Source organism: Streptomyces sp. AB3(2024) (assembly GCF_041862025.1).
Taxonomy (GTDB): domain Bacteria; phylum Actinomycetota; class Actinomycetes; order Streptomycetales; family Streptomycetaceae; genus Streptomyces.
In genome coordinates this window covers 1-22,088 of record NZ_JBGWAB010000035.1, presented here as the reverse complement: position 1 = coordinate 22,088, position 22,088 = coordinate 1, and the positions used below count along the sequence as shown (strand labels likewise).

The window sequence follows — 22,088 nt, the reverse complement described above, 5'->3', positions numbered from 1 at the left end:
CAGCCTACTCACGGGGGCGGCACAGGCGGACCGTGACGATCTGGAACGGGCGCAGGGTGAGGACGGTGGTCCCGTCGGGGGCCGGCGCTCCCACCGCCGTTCCGTCCAGGGGGCGTTCGAGGAGGTCGCTCTCGATCGCCGCCGTGATCGGGAAGGCCGGTGTGAGGGTGGCGGTGGCGCGGCCGCCACGGGATTCGTAGAGGCGCACGATCACGTCGCCGCCGCGGTCCTCGGCCAGTTTGACCGCCTCGACGACGACCGCGTCCTCGTCCACCGCGATCAGCGGGGCGACCGGTCCCGCGCCGGGTACCACCCGTTCCGGCAGGTTCAGCGCGTGGCCCTCGCGCACCGCGTCCGCGATCCGCGCGCCCGGTGCCAGCGAGAACCGCAGGGTGTGGACGCCCTGATCGGTCTCCGGGTCCGGATAGCGCGGGGCCCGCAGGAGGGAGAGGCGGACCGTGGTGGTCTGTCCGCCGTCCGGCCGCACGTCGCGCGTGACGTCGTGGCCGTACGTGGAGTCGTTGAGGACGGCGGCGCCCCACCCCGGCTCCGCCACGTGGATCCACCGGTGCGCGCAGATCTCGAACTTGGCCGCCTCCCACGAGGTGTTGGTGTGGGTCGCCCGGTACACGTGGCCGAACTGGGTCTCGGAGGCCGACCGTTCGGCCTTCACGTCCAGCGGGAAGGCGGCCTTGAGGAACTTCTCCGTCTCGCGCCAGTCCACCTCCGTCACCATGTCCACCGTCTTGGCCCCGGCCCGCAGGGTGATCGACTGGACCGCCGAGGACCGGCCGAAGGACCGGCGGACGCGGACCGTCACCGCGTCCGGTCCGGCCTCCACCAGCGGCGGCGCGTCCACCTCGACGAGGTCGGTGACGCTGTTGCGGTAGAAGGCGTCGATGTCCCACGCGTCCCACATGTTCGGGAAGTCGGGGTGGATCTGGAGCAGGTTCGCCGCCCCGCCGGGGGCCACCGCCTCGCGGCGCGCCTCCAGGTCGTACGCGGACACGATCAGCCCGCGCCCGTCGATCCGCACCCGCAGCCGCCCGTTGGCCAGGACGTGCCCGCCGTCGGTCCGCTCCTCCACGGTGACCGGCCGCCCCTCGGGGCGCGGCACGCCCGCGCCGCCCGCCGGGATGCCGCGCCGGGCGTGCGGGGCGCAGTTGAAGACCAGCTCGGCGGCTCCCTCCCCGGCCAGGGCCAGCTGCGCGGCCAGGACGATCCCGCGCAGTTCCTCCCGTACCTTCGCGTACGTCGCGCGCGCCTCGCGGTGCACCCAGGCGATGGAGGAGCCGGGCAGGATGTCGTGGAACTGGTGGAGCAGGACGGTCTTCCAGAGGCGCTCCAGGTCCTCGTACGGGTAGCCGGAGCCGGGCACGCGCACGGCGGCCGTGGCCGCCCACAACTCGGCCTCGCGCAGCAGGGATTCGCTGTGCCGGTTGCCCTGCTTGGTCTTGGCCTGGGAGGTGTACGTGCCGCGGTGCAGCTCCAGGTACAGCTCGCCGGCCCAGACGGGCGCGTCCGCGTACTCGGCGTGGGCCTTCTCGAAGAAGGCGTCGGGGCGTTCGATCTCCACACGCGGGGAACCTTCGAGGTCGCGCTGGCGGCGGGCCCGGGCCAGGTGCTCACGGGTGGGGCCGCCACCGCCGTCGCCCCAGCCGAAGGGGGCGAGCGAGCGCGAACCCCGGCCCTTGTCACGGTAGTTGCGGGCGGCGTGCGCGAGCTGGGCGCCGCCGAGGTCGCTGTTGTAGGTGTCGACGGGCGGGAAGTGGGTGAAGACGCGGGTGCCGTCGATGCCCTCCCACCAGAAGGTGTGGTGGGGGAAGGCGTTGACCTGCGACCAGGAGATCTTCTGGGTCAGGAACCAGCGGGAGCCGGAGAGTTTGACGATCTGCGGCAGGGCGGCGGTGTAGCCGAAGGAGTCGGGCAGCCAGACGTTGCGCGTCTCGATGCCGAACTCGTCGAGGAAGAACTTCTTGCCGTAGAGGAACTGGCGGGCCATGGCCTCGCCGCCGACCATGTTGGTGTCGGACTCCACCCACATGCCGCCCACCGGCACGAACTGCCCGTCCGCGATCTTCTTCTTGACCCGTTCGAAGAGCTCGGGCCGGTGGGTCTTGATCCAGTCGAGCTGCTGGGCCTGCGACATGGCGAAGACGAACTCGGGGTGCTCGTCCATCAGGGCGACCATGTTGGACGCCGTCCGCGACACCTTGCGCACCGTCTCGCGCAGCGGCCACAGCCAGGCCGAGTCGATGTGGGCGTGGCCGACCGCGCTGATCCGGTGCGCGGAGGCGTTCGCGGGGGCGGCGAGCACCGCGGTGAGGCGGGAGCGGGCGGTGGCGGCCGTGCCGGGGACGTCGGCGAGGTCCACCTCGTCCAGCGCGGAGTCGACGGCCCTCAGGATCGCGTAGCGGCGGGCGTCGGACCCGTCGAGCTGGGTCATCAGGTCGTACAGGACTTCGAGGTCCTGGACGAGTTCCCAGACCTCGGTCTCGAAGACGGCGAGGTCCATCCGGGCGATCCGGTACAGGGGCTGCTCCGCGCTGGTGAGCCGGTCGCCCTCGTACGTGGGGGCGTGGTCGACCAGGACCGGGTTGGAGGCGGCCTCGACGTACCACTCGACGCTTTCGCCGCCGGCCGCCGCGTCGGCCACCCGTACCCAGTCGTTGTACGGGTTGAGTGCCTTGATCTCGCTCCCGTCGGCGCGGTGGACCAGCCCCTCGCACTGGAAGCCCGGCATCATCCGGTCGAAGCCGAGGTCGAGGACGGCCTCGACCGTACGGCCCGCCCAGTCGGCCGGTACGGAGCCGGTGACCCGGAACCAGGTGGTGCCCCAGGCCGGGCCCCACGCGTCGCCGGCGGCGCAGGGCCGGTAGGGGGCGGCCAACGCCTCGGCGACGGGGACGGGCTCGCCCGGGGCCTCCCAGCGCTCGACGGTGAGCGGGACCGGGCGGGTGCGGACGGCGGGCTTGATGCGTTCGTGCAGGACCCGGCGGAGGCGGTGTTCGGTGATGTTGCGGTCGTCGTGCATGACGGCGGCTCCCGTGGACGGAGGGTCGGACGGCGCGGACTGCGCGGGACGGCGAACGGGCGGACCGGGTCACCCCGGGGATCCAGGGAACCCGGACGGGTCAGGTCTTGACCGCTCCCTCGCCCACCCCCTTGAAGAAGAAACGCTGGAGGGCGAAGAAGAGCAGCATCATCGGGAGGAACGCGGCCATCGCTCCGGCCGCGATGATCCGCTGGTCGCTGGTGGTCGTGGCGCCGGCGAGGGTCTTCAGGCCGAGCTGGAGGGTGTAGTGCTCGCTGTCGGTGAGGACCAGCAGCGGCCAGAGGAAGTCGTCCCAGGCGCCCATGAAGCTGGTGATGCAGACGACGGCGAGGGCCCCCTTGGCGGCCGGGAGGAAGACCCGGGTGAAACGGGTCCACTCGCCCGCCCCGTCCAGGACCGCGGCTTCCTCGATCTCCCTGGGGACCGCCAGGAAGGCCGCGCGCATGATCATGATGTTGAGGACCGAGACCGCGCCGGGCAGCCAGACCCCGATCAGGGTGTCGACCAGGCCCATCTCACGGACCGTGAGGAACATCGAGATCATGACGGACTCGAAGGGGAACATCAGGGTGGCCACCAGCAGGGTGAAGACCGTCTTGCGGCCCTTCCACCCGGCCCGCGAGAGGGCGTAACCGCCCATCGCCGCGCAGAGCATGTTCGAGGTGATCGCCAGGAGCGCCACCGTGAGGGTGTTGCCCACGTACTGGAGCAGCGGGAAGGACTCGGCGACGCGGAGGTAGTTGTCGAGGGTGGGCCGGGAGGGCAGCACGCCTTCGTAGACGTTCTCGGTGCGGCCCCGGAGCGAGGTCAGGAACTGCCAGACGATCGGCCCGAGGACGACCGCGAGCATCAGCAGCAGCGTCGCGTACCGTGCGGCGAGCCCGAGCAGCCGGCGCCGGCGGACCTCCCGGGAGGGGGCGTGCGCACTCATCCCTCGTCCCCCTTCGACAGGCGGCGTCCCAGCAGGCTGAAGACCAGGGTCAGCAGGAACAGCAGGATCGACAGGGCGCTGGCGTAGCCGGTCTCCCCGGAGAAGCCGAGGCCGACCTGCCGGATGAGGAAGGGCAGGGTCCGGGACCCGCCGCCGGGGCCGCCGCTCTCGCCGCCCAGGATGTAGATCTCGGTGAAGACGCGCAGGGCCGAGATGGCGGAGAGTGTGCCGACCAGCAGCATCATCGGTTTCACCTGCGGGACGGTGATGCTGAAGAAGCGGCGTACGGGGCCGGCGCCGTCGAGGGCGGCCGCCTCGTAGAGGGCGGCGGAAACGTTCCCGAGGGCCGCCAGGTAGAACACCATGTAGTAGCCGAGGCCCTTCCACACGGTCACGATCATCGCGGAGACCAGCAGCATGGTGCTGTCGGTGAGGAAGGGGATCGGCCCGGAGATCACGCCGATCCGCTCGAAGACCGTGTTGACGAGCCCGTCGCTGCGCAGCACCCACTGCCAGACCAGGCCGACGACGACGGCCGAGGCGATCACCGGGGTGTAGAAGGCGGAGCGGAAGAAGCCGATGCCGGGGACCTCGGTGCGGACGAGGACCGCGAGGGCCAGCGGCAGCAGGACCAGACAGGGCACGACGACGACCAGGTAGAGCACGCTGTTGCCGGTGGCCACCCAGAAGTCGGGGTCGGCCAAGGCACGGGTGTAGTTGGCGAAGCCGACGAAGGAGCCCCCGCGCAGGATCTGGGCGTCGGTGAAGGAGAGGACGACGGTGTTGACGAAGGGCCAGAGGCTGAACAGCACCACCATCAGCAGCCCGGGGGCGAGGAAGAGGTAGGGGGTCCACCACCTGCGGTGGGGCAGTCCCGTGTCGGCCCCCATGGCCCGGTTCGCCGCGCGCGGGCGCCCGCGCTCGCGCGCGCCGTCCCGGGCCCCCGTCAGGGCCGCGGCCGGGGTCACTTCCGCACCGTCGCGGCCAGCAGCCGGTTGGCCTCCTCCTGGGCCCTGCGCACCGCCGTCCGGGCGTCCTCCTCCCCCTTGACGGCCTTCTGCATCTCGCGCGCCACCGCGTCGCCGACCTGACTGGTCCACTCGACGGGCGTGTTGGCGTCCAGGTCGGCGGTGGCGAGCTGTCGGGCGCCGATCGCGCGGGCGAGGGTCTCGGCGTCCTTGCCGTCGCCCGCGTCGGAGAAGTACGGGTCGGCCAGGCCCTTGGCGTTGGAGGGGTAGATGGTGGCCTTCTTGGAGAACTCCACCTGGTTGGGGCCGTTGGTCACCCACTTGGCGAACTCGGCGGCGGCGTCCGGGTGGCGGGTGTCCTTCCTGATGCCGAGGGACTGGGCGTAGATGCCGATGTGGCCGAGGGTGCCGGTGACCGCACCGGCGACGCGGGTCTGTGCGTAGACCTGGGGGGCGTTGAGCCTGATGTCCTTGACGAAGCCCGGGGAGCCGGGGCCGAAGACCAGCTTGCCGCCGCCGTAGAGCTGGTTGATGTCGTCGGCCTTGAGGAGGGACTCCTTGGGCATGGCGCCCTTGGCGTAGAGGTCCTTCATCCGCTCGGCCCACGCGACGGCCTGGTCGGTGTCGAAGGTGAAGCGGTCCCGTGAGGCGTTCAGGAGCGGGACGCCCATCTTCTGCCAGTCCCCGGGCAGCCGGCCCTTGGGGTCGGCCATGAAGGCGGAGTACCGGCCTGCGGAGCGGGCGGCGATCTGCTCGGCGTAGTCGAAGAACTGCTCGACGGTGGTGGGGGGTTTGTCCGCGTCCAGGCCCGCCTCGCGGAAGAGGTCCTGGTTGTAGGTGAGGATCTCGGGGGTCACGTACCAGGGGTAGGCATACACGCCGTCGCCCTTGCCGGGGAGTCTGAACTGCTCCCAGGCGCCGGGGACGTAGTCCTTGGCGACGGCCGCGTCGAGCGTGGCGACGTCGGCGAGCATGCCGCGGTCGCCGAGCAGCTGGAAGGAGTCCGTGGAGAGGTTGACCACATCGGGGAGGGCTCCGGCCTGGGCGTCGGCGACGAGCTTCTCGTTGTAGCCGTCGCCCGGGACGTCCTCCCACTTCACCTTGACGTCCGGGTACTTCCTCTCGAAGGAGTCGATGACCCCCTGGACGTATCCGGTGTACACCGGCTTGAGCTGGAGGGTGCGGAAGGTGATCTCCCCGGCCACCCTGCCGGTCTTCTCCGCCTCCTTCGTGTCCCCCGCTCCGCCGAGGCCGCAGGCGGAGAGGGAGAGGAGGGAACCGGCCACCAGCGTGGCGAGGGCCGTACGGGTCAGCTGTGAACGAGTCATCGTCGCCGCCTTCCGGAGGAGTTCCGGCCTCGCTGCCGGAACGCTCCGCCCACGCTGTCCGGAAACCGGGACCCCGTCAACGAGCCCGAAAGCCCCCTGGCCGACGGCACATACGTCCCGAAACGAGACAGGTGACCTCGGAGGCGTCTTCAGGCCTTCGTCACACCTGCCATTGACCTGGACTGATGCGCTTTAGTTCAAGCCTTCTCCGCGAAGGCATCGGTTCGATAACGAAGATGATTGCGCGTCAGTGTTTGACTTCTTATCGACGGTTGTTCCGAGCCGGTACTAATGCGCTTTATCCCTGCGGTCGCGAAACCGCTTTACCCACGGGTACGGCCCGCCCGCCCCGCGGCCCGCGCAAAACACGTTGTGCGGGCCCGGCCCACCGCCTACGTTCGTGGCGAACGACGGCGTGTAGCTCAGCAGCAGAGCACCGGGCTTGCTTCCCGGAGGGCGCAGGGGCGGAACCTGCCACGCCGGCCATGAACGCACACGCTGATCAGCAGCTCCCGCACCCGTCCCCGCCCGCCTCCGCCTCCCCGTCCTACGCGGCGGACCGGCTCGCCCGGGCCCTGCGGACCTCGCTCACCCACGAGGACGCGGCCACCCGCGAGCGGGCCGGGGCCCGTGCCCGCCAGTGGCGGGACGTCCTGTCCGGCATGGCCGGGGGCACCCTGTCCATCGGATCACGGACCCCCGTCGCCACGCTGCCCGCCTGGGTCACCCCGGAAGTGGTCACCGGAGGCTTCGTGACCGGCTCGGCCGCGGCCGGCGGGCCGCTGCTGCCCCACGAGAGGGAGACCGCCCGGCGGGCCGGCGTACCGGCGACCCGGTCGGCCCTCTTCGCCCACCACCTCACCGAGGACGGCCTGCGCGACCTGTGGTCCCTGCTCGACAGCGGCCGCTATGAGGTGCACGCGCCCGAGGAGGCGGCGCTGGCGACGGTGGCGTGGCTCGTGCGCGCCGGCCGGTTCGACTCGGCCGCCGAACTCGTCGCGGAGATGGGCCCGTTCGCCGACCGGCTGCGCTTCGCCCCGCGGCCCGCCGACCGGCCCGCGCCCGGCGTCGACTGCCTGCACCGCCGCACCGCCGGCGAGGCCGCCGCGGCGCTGGCCCGCCGCAGGCCCCACCCCGGGGTGGAGGCGCAGCGCGAGGCCCTGTCCGTCTGGCGGCCGTTCGAGGACGAACTGCTCGCGCACCGGCTGGCGATGTCCGGGCCGGACGCGCCCGCCCCGGGCCGGCGCGCCGAGGGGGCCGCGCTGCTGGCCCGGTACGCCGCCCTCGCCGCCGCGCACACCCGCTGCACCAAGCACCTGGACCCGAAGTCGAACGCGGCGATCCTGCGCCGCGCCCTGGAGGAGGAGCTCGCGGGCCGCGCCCTCACGCCCCGCCTGGCCGGGCTGCTGCGGGTCGCCGTCACCTCGATGGTTGCCAAGCGCGGCGTACCCGGCTCCCCCGGGCACACCCGGCTGCGGCTGGCCCGCACCGAGCACGCCGCGCTGCCCCCGCACCACGCGCTGGCCGCGCTGGTGCTGCGGCGGATCGCCCCGCTCGACGAGGACCGCGGCATCCCGGACGTGGAGGCGGCGGTGGCTCCGGTGAGCGGGCGCGAGGCCCGTGAGACCGGGCTGCCCGAAGGCGCGGTGGTGCCGCCGGCCGTCGCCGCCACCGTCCGTGGTGCGCTCAGCGCCCCGTTGGAGGTGCTCGTGGAGCGCGGAGTGGTGCCGTCCGCCGAGGTGCTGGCGGCGCTGGTGCCGCAGCTCGTCGCCGCGGTCACCGCCGAGCGGTACGCCGACGCACCGCTGCGGACCCTGATGGCGGCGACGTACCGGGCCTTCCGGCGCCGGCGCTCCCTGCTGCTGCTCAATCTGGAACACCAGGTGCGGATCGGGGAACTCCCCTGGGTCCGGGCCGTTTCCGGCGAACTCCGCGACGGCCCCGCCGGCGACCTCTGCGACGGGGCGGCCGACCGGGAGCCTGCCCACGAGGCGCTGCGGCGGCTCGGCGAGCTGGCCGTGTGCGCCTTCCCGGCCACCGTGCTGCCCAATCCTCTGGTGCGTGAGCTGGGCGAGCTCTCCCGGCGGGCGGAGCTGGGCGCGCCGTTCGTGGAGGAGCTCGCCGCCGACATCTTCATGGGGACCTTCAGCCCGAAGTTCCTCGTCGCCGCGCGGATCGCCGCCGACCTCCTCGAAGGGAGCCTGTACGCGCGCTACTACGGCATCGACTACGCGGCGGTGCGCCGGATGGCGGTCGCGCAGGCCGCCGAGAGCGCGCTGCGCGGCCACCCGGCCCGCACCGCACCGGAGTTCGCCGCGCTGTGCGCGGAGCGGGCGGGTACGGGAACCCGGGGCTGGTCCACGGCGGCGAACGGCACCGTGATCGAGCAGGCGCAGATCCTGACCACGCACAATCTCGCCACCCTGGCCGCGCGGGCCGGGATCGCACCTCCGCCCGGCTGGGCGCAGTTGGCGCGGGACTGCTTCGGGGCGGTGTGCCGGCTGCTGGCCCGGGTGGAGGGCAACCCGCGCCCGATGTCCACGATCAAGGACGCGGCGTACGCGTGGCGGCAGATGCTGTTCCACCTCTCGCTGTGCGAGGCGGCGGAGCGGGAGGCGGTCCTGGCCTGGATCGAGGCGGAGGCCGCACGCCGGTCCGGGCACGTGCGGACCCTGCTGGCCCCGGCCCTCGCCGGGCTCCGCCTGGTGGCCGGGGGCGGTTCCTTCGGCGCGGACGGCACCGCCGACGCCGGCCGGGCCCGCCGGCTGCTGGGGTGGAGCACCGGCCGGCACTGGATGCGGGGCAGCAGGCTGCCGGGGTAGCCGGTTCCCCGGGGGACGCCCGGACGGTCAACCCCGCGTACGCGGGCGTCCACCGTCCGGGTGGTCGACGCGGCCGCCGTCGCGCGGGACGGCGGCCGGGGAGGGCGGTATCACGCGGAGCGGATGGCCAACACGGGGTTCTCCACGGCCGACCCGAACGGATCATGGGTTTTGCCTTGATCAACGCAATGTGATGCATTGATCACCCACTGCTTCCGTCTGCTCTGCTGAGGAACCCCATGCGTACGGTCCGCGAGTCGGTCCTGGACGTCCTGCGCACCCGCGGGATGACCACGGTGTTCGGGAACCCGGGCTCCACCGAACTGCCCATGCTCAAGCACTTCCCCGACGACTTCCGCTACGTACTGGGCCTGCAGGAGGCCGTCGTCGTGGGGATGGCCGACGGCTTCGCCCTCGCGTCCGGCACCACCGCCCTGGTCAACCTGCACACCGGTCCGGGTACGGGCAACGCCATGGGCGCGATCCTGAACGCCCGTGCGAACCGGACCCCGATGGTGGTGACCGCCGGCCAGCAGGTCCGCGCGATGCTCACCATGGAGGCCCTGCTGACCAATCCGCAGTCCACCCTCCTGCCCCAGCCCGCCGTCAAGTGGGCGTACGAGCCGCCGCGCCCTGCGGACGTGGCGCCGGCCCTCGCCCGCGCGGCCCAGATCGCCGAAACCCCGCCGCAGGGGCCGGTGTTCGTCTCGCTGCCGATGGACGACTTCGACGTGGTGATCGACGAGGCCGAGGACCGGGCGGCGCAGCGGACCGCCGCCCGTACCGTCTCTCATGCGGCCGTGCCGTCCGCCGAGGCGGTCCGGGCGCTGGCCGCCCGCCTGGCGGGTGCCCGCAGCGCCGTCCTGGTCGTCGGCAACGACGTGGACGCGGGCGGGGCCTGGGACGCGGTCGTGGACCTGGCCGACCGCACCGGACTGCCCGTGTGGTCGGCGCCCACCGAGGGCCGGTGCGCGTTCCCCAAGTCCCACCCCCGCTACCGGGGGACGCTGCCGCCGGCCATCGCGCCGCTCGCGCGCTGCCTGGAGGGCCACGACCTGGTCCTCGTCATCGGCGCCCCGGTGTTCTGCTACTACCCGTACGTTCCCGGCGCCTACCTGCCCGAGGGCACCGAGCTCGTCCAGCTCACCCGCGACGCCGAGGAGGCGGCCCGCGCCCCCGTCGGGGACGCGCTGGTCGCCGACCTGGCGCTGACCGTACGGGCGCTGCTGGCGGAGCTGCCGGAGCGGCGGGCCCCCGAAGCCGCGCCGCGCATCGAGCGGGCGGTCTCCTACGCGGAGACGGACGGGGTGCTGACCCCGCTCGCCGCGATGTCGGCGATCGCCCAGGGCGCCCCCGAGAACACCCTCTGGATCAACGAATCGCCGTCCAACCTGGGCCAGTTCCACGACGCGACCCGGATCAGCGCCCCCGGTTCCTTCCTCTTCACCGCGGGCGGCGGCCTGGGCTTCGGTCTCGCCGCGGCCGTCGGAGCGCAGCTCGGCGCCCCCGACCGGCCGGTGGTCTGCGTCATCGGCGACGGCTCGACCCACTACGCCGTCCAGGCGCTGTGGACCGCCGCCGCGTACCGGATCCCGGTGACCTTCGTCGTCCTGAGCAACCAGCGCTACGCCATCCTCCAGTGGTTCGCCCAGGTCGAGCGGGCCCAGGGCGCGCCCGGCCTGGAGATCCCGGGCCTGGACATCACCTCGATCGCCACGGGGTACGGCGTACCGGCCCACCGGGCGACCGGCGCGGGCGAACTCACCAAGCTCGTAAGGGAGTCGGCCCTCCAGCAGGACGGCCCGGTGCTCATCGACGTGCCCGTCGCCACCGAACTCCCCTCGATGTAGCCCCAGGCCCCGAGGCCACCCCCGCAGTCACCCCGCACCGTCCCGGAAGGCCGGCATGCCCCCCACCACCGACACGCCCCTCCTGCTGTCCGCGCTCCGCTCCGGGCTCCCCGGCGAGGCCCTGCTCACCGACCCGGCGGTGCTGGCGGCGCACTCCCGGGACTCCGCGCCCTTCTCCGCGTGCGGGACCCCGGCCGTCGTCGCCGTACCCCGGACCGCCGAGCAGGTCGCGCACGTCATGCGCACCTCCTACGCGCTCGGCGTGCCGGTCGTGCCGCAGGGCGCCCGGACCGGGCTCGCGGGCGCCGCGAACGCGGTCGACGGCTGCATCGTGCTGTCCACGGCCGCGCTGGACCGGATCCTGTCCGTCGACCCGGCCAACCGGCTGGTGCGCTGCGAACCGGGGGTGACCACGCGCCGCCTGGCCGACGCCGTGGCCGAGCACGGGCTGACGTACCCGCCGGACCCCGCCTCCTGGGAGCACTGCACCATCGGCGGGAACATCGCCACCGGCGCGGGCGGCATCTGCTGCGTCAAGTACGGGGTCACCGCCGACTACGTCCTCGGCCTGGACCTGGTCCTGCCCGACGGCCGCCGGCTGCGCACCGGCCGGGACACCGTCAAGGGCGTCGCCGGCTACGACCTCACCCGGCTGGTCGTCGGCTCCGAGGGCACCCTGGCCGTGGTCGTCGGGGCCACCCTCGCCCTGCGGCCCGCCCGGCCCCCGGCCCTCTCCCTCCTCGCCCAGTTCCCCTCCCTCAAGGCGGCCGGCGAGGCCGTCGCCGCGATCACCGCCGCCGGGCACACCCCGTCCGCGCTGGAACTCCTCGACCGGGCCACCACGGAGGCCGTCGTGGACCTCGGCCGCCACCGGCTGCTGCGCACCGGGAGCGCCGCCACCCTGATCGTGGAGAGCGACGGCGCCGACCCCTCGTCGGACCTGACCGCCATGGAACTGCTCTGCAAGGAGGCCGGGGCCGACCACATCGCCACCGCGGCGACCACCGAGGAGGCCCGGGAGATCATCGAGGCGCGCCGGCTGGTCAGCACGGCGCTCGCCGCGTACATGGCCTCCCGGGGCGGCGGGCTGACCGCGTTCATCGAAGACGTGGCGGTGCCACGGTCCGCGCTGGCGGAGCTGGTCGGGCAGATCGAGCGGATCGCCTCGCACCACCGGCTGCAGATCTTCACCCTCGGCCACGCGGGGGACGGGAACCTGCACCCCACGGTGGTCTTCGACGAGTCCGACGCGGACGAGTCGGCCCGCGCCCGGTCGGCGTACGACGACATCATGGAAGCCGGCCTGGCCCTGGGTGGCACGACCACCGGGGAACACGGCGTCGGCACCCTGAAGCGGGACTGGCTGGAGCGCGAACTGGGGCCCGTGTCACTGGAGTTGCAGCGGGGCCTCAAGCGGCTCTTCGACCCGCGGAACCTCCTCAACCCCGGAAAGGTGGTCACGGCATGACCCAGTCCGCCGAGACCGGGACCGGAGCCGCCGGGCGCCGCCCCTCCGGAGCCCCCCGGTCCGCCGGGACCGGGTCCGCCCCGCGCCCGGTGCCCGCCCCGCTGCCCCCCGTCCGGGCGGGGCTGGCGGAGACCGTCCGCTTCGTCGCCACGCACACCCTGCCCGTGTTCGTCCGGGGCGTGGCCAACCCCCGGTTCGGGGTGATGTCCCTGTACTCCCGCGTCAACCAGCCCGCCTGGTCCAACGCGACGCTGCGCGCCCTGCGGGCCCGGCACCGCGGGGCGCCCGTCATGGTGCGGGCGCTGTCCGGCGAGATGCTGGTGCTGCTGGACCAGGCCGACGTCCGGCGGTTCTTCGAGGAGCCGGTGTCCACGCTCGCCATGGACGCGAAGGACAAGTACGACAGCCTCTCCGTGTTCGAGCCGACCGGCGTGATCTGCTCGCACGGCCCGGTGCGCGAGGACCGGAGGCGGGTCAACGACCGGGCGCTCGCCGCCGACCGGCCGGTGCACCCCTCCTGCGAGGAGTTCCGTACGGTCGTCGAGGAGGAGTGCCGGCGGCTGACCGAGCGGAGCGTCGTCGGGTTCCCGCTGTTCTGGAAGACCATGACCCGCATCTCCCGGCGGGTGGTCCTCGGCGACCAGGCCGCCGAGGACCAGGAGCTGTCCGACCGGCTCGTGACCCTGCGCGGGCACGCCAACTGGATGGGCCGCAGGCGCCCGGAGGCGGCGAAGGCGCTCTACGCCGAGGTCGAGGACAGGATCGCCCGGTACGCGGCCGCCGCGCCCGCCCACACCCTGGCGGCCCGCGCGCTGAACGAGCCCTCCCCGGACGGCACGGACCCGCTCGGGCAGACCCATCACTGGCTGCTCGGCGTGGACCTCGCCGCACCGGTGGTGCTGCGCACCCTGTTCCTGCTGGCGCACCACCCCGCGGAACAGGAGGCGGCGTACGCCGACGCGGCGGCCGGCACGGCGGGGCTGCCGCGGCTGCGGGCCTGCCTGGAGGAGTCGGTCCGGCTGTACCCGATCGTCCCGGACCTGGTACGGGTCACCCGTACCGAGACCGAGTGGCGCGGGGTGCGCTACCCCGCCGGGACCAACGTCCTCGTCCCTATGGGCTTCCACCAGCGCGACCCCGAACAGGTGGACGGCGGCAACCTCTTCGCACCCGGCCGCTGGCTGGTGCCGGACGTGCACGGGGACACCCGGGTGGCCCCGTTCAGCCACGGCGGGGCCCGCTGCCCGGGCGAGCACATCGCCCTGCTGCTGACCTCCCTGGTCTGTGCCGAGGTGCTGCGCGGCCACCGCATCACCGCGGCCCGCCCGGCCCTCGACGTGGCGCGCCCGCTGCCGGGGATCCTCGACACGGCCGCCCTCCGCCTGCGCCTCACCCGCCGCTGAACCGACCCGTGAGCCGGGGCCCGGACGCCCGGAGGCGCACCGGGCCCCAGAGAGGGAGTGTCATGCCCCCAGCCGTCCCGTCCGTCACCGAACCGGACGTCGCCTCGCTGCACGCGGTCTGCGCCGAGCTGGCCGAGGCCGCCGACGCCGTGCGGGAGGCCGCCCGCTACTCCTCCCGCGTCGCCCTGGCCCCGCGTCCGGCGCCCGCCACGGCCGGTCCCCGCCGCCGTCGTGGCAACCGGCGGGAGCTGGTGTCCGCGCTGACGGACCCCCGGGGCTTCGGCTGGGCCCCGCACGGCCGTCACCCGCTGGCCGGGGCGCTCTGGCTGGCCGGCGTACTGACCGGCAGGGAGAGCCTGGCGGTGAGTCTGGCCGTCGAGGGGCTCAAGGCCCGGATCCGGGCGGCGTCGGTGCGCCACCCGGAACTGCTGGAGAACCCGACCACCTCCAGGGTGCTGCGCGCCATCGACGAGGACCGGCAGGCCGAGGCGGTTCGGGTGTTCAAGGGGCTGCTGACGGAGAAGGGCGCCGAGTACGCACTGGCGCTGCTGGCACCGTCCTTCGCCGACATCATGGCCTGGAACGCGCTGACCGACGAGAACCCCTTCAATGACAACGCGGGCTGGCAGATCGCCACCGGCCGCCCCCTGACCTCGGACTACTTCCTGGGGATCAGCGCGGCGCTCTGGTCGGTGCTGGACCGGGGCGCGGGACGGGCCGAACCGCACACCGCGTCGGCCGAACTGCTGGCGGACCTCGACACCTCCGGCACCATCGTGGGCTACGTCCGCAACATCGGGCGCATCGGCACCGGCGGCGTGCTGCTGGTGCAGCAGGTGGCCGGGCCGGACGGCGTGGGCCGCCACGTCGTGCAACTGGCGGGCATGGGGAAGGCGTTCAACGCGGAGAGCCCACAGGACCTGGTGGGCGCCATCGACGCGGTGGGCCGCCGCGAGACCCCGTACACCCGGGCGGTCGTCAAGGCGCTGCGCCGGCTGGTCCCCTCCGGCACGGAGGTGGCCCTGGTGGGCCACAGCCAGGGCGGGATCACCGCCATGAACCTGGCGTCGAGCCGGGACTTCAACGCGCTGTACACGGTCACGCACGTGATCGCGATCGGTTCGCCCGTCGACCACAAGCGGGCCGCCGACCCGCGGACGCGGGTGGTGTCCCTGGTCAACGAGCACGACATCGTGCCCAGCCTGGAGGGGCGTTCGGCGGTCTCCCCGTACGCGCCGCCCGCCGGGTTCACCGAGTTCACCTGGGCCGACGACACCCACGCCTTCCCGCTGTGCCACGCCGCCGAGCGGTACGCGCACAACCTCGAACACGACGTCCCGCACGCGCGGGCGCACGTCGACTCCGAACTCGCCCCGTTCCGAGGCCGGGTCACCGGCACGCACCTCTTCACCCTCCACGACCACTGAGGACCCCGATGACCGAGACCACCCCCCGGACCACCGAGCAGGCCGCTCCCCCCGCGCCCCCGGGGCGGGACGGGAACGCGGACGGCGGGCCGGCGCCGCACCCGACGCCCCCGTCCCCGTCCCCGTCCCCGGAGCCGTACGGGCCGCCCGGGGTTCTGGAACGGCTGGAATCCGCCGCGTTCTCCCTGATCAACCGCAGCTACGAGTGGCACGAACTACCCGCTCCCATCGGCTTGTTGAACCTGGCGGTGCTCCGCGAGGACCTGCGCCGGCACAACCTGCACGACACCTTCGGTGCGGGCGGCGAACGCGACCGGCGCCCCACCTCGCAGCCGGCGCCGTACCGTTCGTACGACGGCTCGGGCTACGACCCGTACGACGTGGACATGGGCCGGGTCGGCACCCGGCTGGACCGCAACGCGCCGCTGCACATGGCCTTCCCCGACGGGGAGGACCTGATGGCGCCCAGCCCCCGCGAGGTCAGCCGGCAGCTGCTGGCCCGGCGCGGTTTCGTCCCGGCGCCGACGCTGAACCTGCTGGCCGCGGCGTGGATCCAGTTCCAGAACCACGGCTGGGCCAACCACGGCGACAACGAGGAGGCGGAGCCGTTCACCGTGCCGCTCGCCGCCGACGACGACTGGGAGGAGCAGGCCGGGGGCTGCCCGATGCGGGTGAACCGCACCCGTCCCGACCCGGTCTCCCACACCACGCCCGGCGCCCCGCCGACGTACGAGAACACGGTCACCCACTGGTGGGACGGTTCGCAGATCTACGGCTCGGACGAGGCACGCTGCCGCTCGCTGCGCACCGGGGAGCACGGGCACCTGATCCTCCACGACGGCCGGCTGCCCGCCGATCCGCGGCCGGGCATGGGCTGCCTGGACGCCACGGGCCTGAACAGCGACTACTGGGCCGGGCTCTCGCTGCTGCACACGCTCTTCGCGAAGGAGCACAACTCCATCTGCGACCTGGTCCGTTCGCACCACCCCACCTGGGACGACGAGCGGCTCTTCCACACGGCCCGGCTGGTCAACACGGCCCTCATGGCGAAGATCCACACGGTGGAGTGGACTCCGGGGATCCTCGACACCCCGGTGCTGCGGCATTCGATGAACGCCAACTGGCACGGCCTGCTGCCGCGTTGGGTGACGCGCCGGTTCGGCCGGATCGGCGGCGAGGCCCTGAGCGGCATCCTGGGTTCGCGGACCGACCACCACGCCGCGCCCTTCTCCATGACGGAGGAGTTCGTCTCGGCGTACCGGCTGCACCCCCTGATCCCCGACGAGATCACCGTCCGCGACCACCGGGGCGGCGGGGCGCGGAAGGTCATCGGATTCGACGACATGCAGGGGGCCACGACCCGGGACTCGGTGGACGCTTACGGGACGAGCGACCTGCTCTACACCTTCGGCGTCACGCACCCCGGCGCCCTGGTCCTGCACAACCACCCGGACGCGCTGCGCAACCTCAAGCGCCTGTCGGGCGAGCGCGTCGACCTCGGGACCGTGGACATCCTGCGCGACCGCGAGCGCGGCATTCCCCGCTACAACGCCTACCGGCAGATGCTGCGCAAGCGGCCCGTCACCTCCTTCGAGGAACTCACCGGCGGCCACCCGGGCGACACCCCGCTGCTGCGGGAGCTCTACGACGGCCGGCTCGACCGGGTCGACACCCTCGTCGGCAACCTCGCCGAACCCCGCCCGGCGGGCTTCGGGTTCAGCGACACCCTCTTCCGGATCTTCATCCTGATGGCCAGCCGGCGCCTGAAGAGCGACCGCTTCTTCACCACCGACTACCGGCCGGAGGTGTACACGCCGGAGGGGCTGCGCTGGATCGACCGGAACTCGATGGTCACGGTGCTGCTGCGGCACCACCCCGAACTGGCGCCCGCGCTGGCCGGGGTGACGAACGCCTTCGCGCCCTGGAAGGAGCAGGCGTGAGCGGGCGGCCCGACCCGGCGCAGGGGCTGCGCGCCCACGCCGCCGCGCTGCGCGAACGCGCCCGGCGGCTGCGCGGCGCCTGCGAGCGCCTCGACTGGAGGGGCGCGCAGGCGGACGCCTTCCGGGCCCGCGTGGACGAGCTGGCCCTGCGCTGCGACACGGCCGCGGCGGGACTGGCCCGCTCGGCCTCCCGGCTGGACGGCCGGCCGGGGGGCGGGTGACACCCCGCCAAGGGGCCTACTTCATGCGGTACTCGGCCTTGTCCGCGAGCTTCCCGTCCTTGAAGCAGAAGCGCAGCACGTCGTCGTCGCTGTCGCCGGTGGAGAGGTACCAGGAGCACGTGCTGCCCGCGGGCTCGGCCGGACCGCCCTTCTTGAGGGCCTCCTTGACGAAGCTCTCGCCGGAGGGCAGCTTGCCGCGCACCTGGTCCTCCGGGTCGCCGACCTTGACCTCCGCGAAGACCTTCGGGTCGACCAGGGTCTTGTCGGTCACGTCCATGACCTTGGAGACGCCGAAGAGGAGCGCGGCGGCGAATCCGATCCCCACCACCAGCGCCACGCCGCAGCCGATCAGACATCCCTTGCGCTGAGCCATCGCCCGATTCCTCCGTGCCGTCGCGTTCCGGCGCGTTCCCGCCGTCGTGACGACCTTCGCAGCGGGCGGCCCGTGCCCGCTGTCCCCCAAAGTCTTCGGCCGCCGCGACGATCGTCGATCGAGGTCGGGCACCCCGGTCCGTGTATACAGGGCGGGAAGGACGATCCGGACGAACCGAGAGGAACCCACTGTGAGTGAGACCATCGAGCCCCTGATCGTCGTCGGCGTGGACGGTTCGGCGCACTCGAAGGAGGCCCTCCGCTGGGCGGTGGGCCAGGCGAGGGTCACCGGGAGCCGGGTGCACGCCGTCATGGGCTGGCAGTGGAACACCAACCCGTTCGCGGTGGGCACCGCGGAGCAGGCGGAACTGGTGTCCGCCGAAGAGGGGGCGCGGCAGCGGCTGGCGGACACCGTCGCGGAGGCGGTCGGCGCCTCGCCCGGCGTCCCGGTCTTCCGCCGGGTCGAACAGGGCCCGCCGGCCCAGGTCCTGGTGGAGGCTTCCCGGGAGGCGGAGCTGACGGTGGTCGGCACGCGCGGGTACGGCGGGATCAAGGGCGCCCTGCTGGGCTCGGTGAGCCAGCAGGTCGTCCAGTACGCCGCGAGCACGGTGGTCGTCGTCCGTGACGGGCAGGAGGCCCCGTAGGCCCGGTCGCCGCGGCGGCGCGTCGCCGGTCCGCGCCGATCGGGCTCCCGTACCGGTCAGAGGTCGGCGGGGTCGGTGTTGGCGCCGCACAGGACGACGGCGACCCGATCGCCCAGGGGCCGCTCCGCGGTGCGCAGGGCCGCGAGGGCGGTGGCGGCGCCGGCCTCCACCACGATGCGGTGCTCCTCCCACAGGGCCCGGCGGGCGGCGGTGATCGCCTCGTCCGGGACCAGGGCCGAGGTGGCGTTCCCGGCGCGGGCGGCGGCCAGGGCGTCGGCGGAGACCCGGGTGGCTCCGAGGGAGTCGGCGGCCACGGAGGCCACGGGGACGTCGACGGGGCGGCCCGCCTCCAGGGCGGCGTTCAGGGCGCGGCAGTGCTCCGGTTCGGCCGCGACCACCCGTACGCCGTGGGCACGGGCGGCGGTGGCGACGCCCGCGAACAGACCGCCGCCGCCGACCGCGACGACGACGGTGTCCAGGCCGGGCAGGGCGGTCCGGATCTCCTCCAGCAGGGTTCCGGCGCCGGCTGCCACGAGGGGATGGTCGTAAGCGTGGCTGCTCAGGGCCCCGCTGTCGGCGGCGAACTCGCGGCAGGCGGCCAGCGCTTCGGCGTAGCGGTCCCCGACGAGCCGTACGTCGGCGCCGTAGCCGCGCAGCCGTTCCACCTTGACGCGCGGGGCGTTGCCGGGGAGGAAGACGGTGGCGGGGACGCCGTGCGCGCGGGCCGCCCAGGCGCAGGCGAGGCCCGCGTTGCCGCCGGAGGCGATGGTGACGCCGGTGGCCGGCAGGGCGCCGGCCTCGCGGTGGGCCGCGAGGAAGTTGTGGGCACCGCGGGCCTTGAAGGAGCCGGTGTGCTGGAGGTACTCCAGGGCGTACCAGACCCCTTCGGCGGCCGGCACGACGGCGGCGGGGCGGATCGTCCCCGCCACCCGGCGGGCGGCGGCGCGGACGGCGGCGTGGTCGAGCTGTTGTTCCATGGTCGGACTGCCTTTCAGACGGCGGGCCGGGCGGCCTCGATGAGCTGGCGCAGGGCGCCGTAGTACACCTCGTGGTCGGTCAGCGGGGGCAGCACGTCGGCCAGCCCGCCGGCCAGCACCGGGAACTCGGCGGGATCCAGCGCTGCGAGCGCGGCGCGGGAGGCCGCGGTGACGGCGCCCGGGTCCCGGTGGTCGACGAAGGCGGCGCTGCCCAGAGTGAGCAGGTACATGCGGCGGTAGACGGTCATGGCCTCGGCGGCGCTCATCCCGGCGGCGACGCTGTCGGCGAGGGCGGGTTCGACGAGACGGGCCAGCAGCTGACGGCCGAGCCAGGGCCGGCCGCCGCGCAGCACGAGGAGTCCGGGGTGGGCGGTGAGCAGCCGGTAGAGCGCGCCGAACCGCCGCTCCGTGGCCTCGGCCCAGTCCGTGCCGACGGGGATTTCGGGGAGCTGGGCGGCGAGGTGTTCGGTACACAGGTCGAGCAGACCGGCGAGGTCGACGCAGCGGCGCTGGACGGTGGCGTGGGAGACGCCGAGCCGGTCGGCGAGGGCGCGGAAGCTGAGGGCCCCGGGGCCTTCCTCGTCGAGGACGCGCAGGGCGGTGAGGGCGATGGCCTCCGGTGTGGCCCGGTCCAGGGCGGTGGATCTCCTCGGCATGAGATACAGCGTATCAGCCAGTGACACATACGTCGTATCAGCGAGCCGGTGGGCCCCGGCCGCTCTCCCGACTACACCCATATTGCTGGTCATTGACGTGGAAACATCGACTTATGTTGACAGCGGGTAGTCGCACCGCTGCACTGGGCGCACGAACGCCCCGCCGGTACGCCACCACGTCAAGGAGACCCCGTGCCGCCTCGCCTGCGCGCCTCGCTCCCCTGCCTGACCGCGGCCGCCCTGCTCGCCCTCGCGCTCTGCCCCGCCCCGGCGGCGGCCGAGCCGACGGCGACCTGGGACACCCCGCTCGCCCTCACCCCGCCCATGGGGTGGAACAACTGGGCGCACTACATGTGCGACGTCGACGAGACCACCGTGGTCGCCAACGCGGACGCGCTGGTCTCCAGCGGGCTCGCGGCCAAGGGCTACGACACGGTGACCGTCGACGACTGCTGGATGGAGAAGAGCCGCGACGCTCAGGGGAACCTGGTCGTCGACACCGCGAAGTTCCCGCACGGCATGGCCTGGCTCGGCGCGTACCTGCACGGCAAGGGGCTGAAGTTCGGCATCTACGAGGACGCCGGATCCCTCACCTGCGAGCGCTACCCCGGCAGCGGCGTTCCCGAGGGCGGCGGCGCGGACCACTACGCCCGCGACGCCCGGCAGTTCGCGTCCTGGGACGTGGACTACGTGAAGATGGACGGCTGCAACCTGTGGGTACCGCCCGGCAGGACCAAGGAGGAGGCCTACCGCGACGCCTACAACTCCGTGGCCCGCGCGCTGCGCGACAGCGGCCGCCCGATGGTGCTCTCGGCCTCCGCGCCCGCCTACTTCCAGCAGGGCGAATGGGGCGGCTCGGACTGGCACAAGGTGCTCGACTGGGTCGGCGAGACCGGCCAGCTGTGGCGCGAGGGCCGCGACATCAAGGTCTACAAGCCGTCCGCCCCCGGTACCTCGCGGTGGAGCTCCGTCCTCGGCAACTACGGCTACAACCGGTGGCTCGGCCGGTACGCGGGCCCCGGCAACTGGAACGACCCCGACTTCCTGATCGCCGGCGCCCCGGGACTGACCGACGCGGAGAGCCGCAGCCAGGTCGGGCTGTGGGCGATGATGGCGGCCCCCTTCATCCTGTCCTCCCAGGTCTCCGAACTGACCCCGGGCGGTCTGGCGGCCCTCGGCAACACCCGCCTGATCGCCCTCGACCAGGACCCGATGGGCCGTCAGGGCTCGGTCGTCTCCTCCAACGCCACCTTCGACGTACTGGTGCGGCCGCTGGCGGACGGCGACCGCGCGGTGGCCGTGCTCAACCGCTCCGGCGCCACCCGGGACGTCTCGGTACCGCTGGCCGACATCGGCCTGCGGACCTGCGCGGTGGATGCCGAGGACCTGTGGAGCGGGCGGAGCGCCTCGGTCTCCGACGCGCTGACCGGGCGGCTCGCCGCACACGACACGGCGGTCTGGCGGCTCACCCCGCACGGCTGCGCCGAGGCCGTGCCCACCGGTCAGCTCAACGGCCTCGGGGCCGCGTGCGCCGACGGGGCCAACACCAGCGGCGTCGGCGCCGTCGTACTGGCCGGGTGCACCGCCGGAGGCGACCAGCGCTGGACCCTGGGCGGCGGCGGACGGGTGCGGCTGGACGGGAAGTGCCTGACGGCGGGCGACGGCGCGGCCGTGGAGCTGACCGACTGCACCCCCGGACGCCAGGCGGGGCAGAGCTGGCACCACCGGCGCGACGGGGCCCTGGTCGAGGAGACGAGCGGCCAGTGCCTGACCGCCCCGGCCGCGCCCGCGACCCCGGACGCCCCGGCCGAGCGGCTGCGGCTTGCCCCCTGCGGTGACCACCGGGCCGACCAGGCCTGGTCGCTGCCGGTCTGACGGGGCCCCGATGACGAAGCCGCCGCCCCGCGCCCGGCGCGGTGCACGCCCGGCGCTGCCGGCGCTGGCCCTCGTACTGCTGGCCCTCGCCGGCACGGGAGCCGCACCCGGGGCGGCGGTGCGCGGGGCCGCGGTGCCGGAGGCCGCCGTG

Annotated in this window: 16 protein-coding genes and 1 tRNA gene; 10 read left to right on the top strand and 7 right to left on the bottom strand. The window is 73.6% G+C overall.

Features of this window, described 5'->3' with window-relative positions:
* Positions 1 to 4: 4 nt before the first annotated feature.
* The 4 genes from ACEPPI_RS16575 to ACEPPI_RS16560 form a co-directional block, all read right to left on the bottom strand.
* Entirely contained in the window at positions 5 to 3,034 is a 3,030-nt protein-coding gene (locus tag ACEPPI_RS16575) for an alpha-mannosidase (RefSeq protein WP_373915987.1), read from the bottom strand.
* 100 nt (positions 3,035 to 3,134) lie between these two features.
* Positions 3,135 to 3,986 carry a carbohydrate ABC transporter permease gene (locus tag ACEPPI_RS16570; RefSeq protein ID WP_373915986.1) on the bottom strand — a complete coding sequence of 284 codons (852 nt, stop codon included), beginning with the start codon at positions 3,984 to 3,986 and terminating at the stop codon, positions 3,135 to 3,137.
* Entirely contained in the window at positions 3,983 to 4,876 is an 894-nt protein-coding gene (locus ACEPPI_RS16565; protein ID WP_373916018.1) for a carbohydrate ABC transporter permease, read from the bottom strand. Before ACEPPI_RS16565 ends, ACEPPI_RS16570 begins: the two co-directional genes overlap by 4 nt.
* A 74-nt stretch (positions 4,877 to 4,950) precedes the next feature.
* Entirely contained in the window at positions 4,951 to 6,282 is a 1,332-nt protein-coding gene (locus ACEPPI_RS16560) for a sugar ABC transporter substrate-binding protein (RefSeq protein ID WP_373915985.1), read from the bottom strand.
* Positions 6,283 to 6,693: 411 nt separating this feature from the next.
* Here ACEPPI_RS16560 and ACEPPI_RS16555 point away from each other — a divergent pair.
* The 8 genes from ACEPPI_RS16555 (at position 6,694) to ACEPPI_RS16520 (ending at position 17,413) form a co-directional block, all read left to right on the top strand.
* Positions 6,694 to 6,768 (top strand) — tRNA-Ala (locus tag ACEPPI_RS16555).
* Positions 6,768 to 9,104 (top strand): hypothetical protein, encoded by a 2,337-nt coding sequence (locus ACEPPI_RS16550; RefSeq protein WP_373915984.1) that lies wholly within the window; start codon positions 6,768 to 6,770, stop codon positions 9,102 to 9,104. Before ACEPPI_RS16555 ends, ACEPPI_RS16550 begins: the two co-directional genes overlap by 1 nt.
* 239 nt (positions 9,105 to 9,343) lie before the next feature.
* Complete coding sequence (gene mdlC, locus ACEPPI_RS16545) at positions 9,344 to 10,954, top strand: benzoylformate decarboxylase (protein ID WP_373915983.1); 1,611 nt, start codon at positions 9,344 to 9,346, stop codon at positions 10,952 to 10,954.
* Positions 10,955 to 11,009: 55 nt separating this feature from the next.
* Positions 11,010 to 12,422, top strand: a complete 1,413-nt coding sequence (locus ACEPPI_RS16540) for an FAD-binding oxidoreductase (RefSeq protein WP_373915982.1) — start codon at positions 11,010 to 11,012, stop codon at positions 12,420 to 12,422.
* A complete protein-coding gene (locus ACEPPI_RS16535; protein ID WP_373915981.1) occupies positions 12,419 to 13,825 on the top strand; it encodes a cytochrome P450 in 1,407 nt (468 codons plus the stop codon). The genes ACEPPI_RS16540 and ACEPPI_RS16535 overlap by 4 nt, the downstream gene beginning before the upstream one ends.
* Before the next feature lie 62 nt (positions 13,826 to 13,887).
* The gene (locus ACEPPI_RS16530; RefSeq protein ID WP_373915980.1) at positions 13,888 to 15,252 is read left to right on the top strand and encodes a hypothetical protein; all 1,365 of its coding nucleotides are present in this window, start codon (positions 13,888 to 13,890) and stop codon (positions 15,250 to 15,252) included.
* 8 nt (positions 15,253 to 15,260) lie between these two features.
* Complete coding sequence (locus ACEPPI_RS16525) at positions 15,261 to 17,192, top strand: peroxidase family protein (RefSeq protein WP_373915979.1); 1,932 nt, start codon at positions 15,261 to 15,263, stop codon at positions 17,190 to 17,192.
* Positions 17,189 to 17,413, top strand: coding sequence for a hypothetical protein (locus ACEPPI_RS16520; RefSeq protein ID WP_373915978.1), 225 nt, complete (start codon positions 17,189 to 17,191; stop codon positions 17,411 to 17,413). Before ACEPPI_RS16525 ends, ACEPPI_RS16520 begins: the two co-directional genes overlap by 4 nt.
* Positions 17,414 to 17,429: 16 nt before the next feature.
* Here the strand turns inward: ACEPPI_RS16520 and ACEPPI_RS16515 are convergent, their stop codons facing one another.
* On the bottom strand, positions 17,430 to 17,786 hold the full coding sequence (locus ACEPPI_RS16515) for a hypothetical protein (RefSeq protein ID WP_373915977.1): 357 nt from the start codon (positions 17,784 to 17,786) through the stop codon (positions 17,430 to 17,432).
* A gap of 190 nt (positions 17,787 to 17,976) precedes the next feature.
* Between ACEPPI_RS16515 and ACEPPI_RS16510 the strand changes: the two genes are divergently transcribed.
* Positions 17,977 to 18,429: a universal stress protein gene (locus ACEPPI_RS16510; RefSeq protein WP_373915976.1), complete on the top strand. Its 453-nt coding sequence runs from the start codon at positions 17,977 to 17,979 to the stop codon at positions 18,427 to 18,429.
* A gap of 56 nt (positions 18,430 to 18,485) precedes the next feature.
* Here the strand turns inward: ACEPPI_RS16510 and ACEPPI_RS16505 are convergent, their stop codons facing one another.
* A complete protein-coding gene (locus ACEPPI_RS16505; RefSeq protein WP_373915975.1) occupies positions 18,486 to 19,406 on the bottom strand; it encodes a serine/threonine dehydratase in 921 nt (306 codons plus the stop codon).
* A 14-nt stretch (positions 19,407 to 19,420) separates the two neighbouring features.
* Positions 19,421 to 20,062, bottom strand: coding sequence for a TetR/AcrR family transcriptional regulator (locus tag ACEPPI_RS16500; protein WP_373915974.1), 642 nt, complete (start codon positions 20,060 to 20,062; stop codon positions 19,421 to 19,423).
* Positions 20,063 to 20,254: 192 nt separating this feature from the next.
* Here ACEPPI_RS16500 and ACEPPI_RS16495 point away from each other — a divergent pair, with 192 nt between their 5' ends.
* Complete coding sequence (locus ACEPPI_RS16495) at positions 20,255 to 21,937, top strand: ricin-type beta-trefoil lectin domain protein (protein ID WP_373915973.1); 1,683 nt, start codon at positions 20,255 to 20,257, stop codon at positions 21,935 to 21,937.
* The last annotated feature ends 151 nt before the right edge of the window (positions 21,938 to 22,088 follow it).